Source organism: Bacteroides sp. 519, assembly GCF_010500955.1.
Classification (GTDB): Bacteria; Bacteroidota; Bacteroidia; order Bacteroidales; family Bacteroidaceae; genus Bacteroides.
On record NZ_QVMJ01000159.1, the window covers coordinates 1 to 305 of the forward strand.

The 305-nt window shown below is 37.0% G+C and carries 1 pseudogene; it reads right to left on the minus strand.

Annotated elements, in window-relative coordinates:
* Positions 1–94, minus strand: a pseudogene (locus D0T85_RS22355) (1-acyl-sn-glycerol-3-phosphate acyltransferase); the annotation flags it as partial.
* Between the last annotated feature and the right edge of the window lie 211 nt (positions 95–305).

Consider the following 305-nt stretch of genomic DNA (forward strand, 5'->3'; position numbering starts at 1 on the left):
ATAGAAAAAAACAAATCAATTGCGACCATATTTTACCGGGATAGTATCCCCAAATATGTGCCCCGCCAATTAGTGAACCGATTATAGTTACCAGTTTACCTTTATTATTCATTGTACGTGGGTAGTTCCTACCCGTGGGTTCGCCAACACTATCAAGCATAAGCCGGGTTTGTAAAATACATCATCAATCTATTAACAACGAATTTTATTCTTGTGTGCGTTTCTGTGGGGGGCGTGAGCCATCAAAAGGGAGTTTTTTCTTTGAAAAAAAATCTTCTTTCCAATAATCTCTTTTTTTTTTTTCC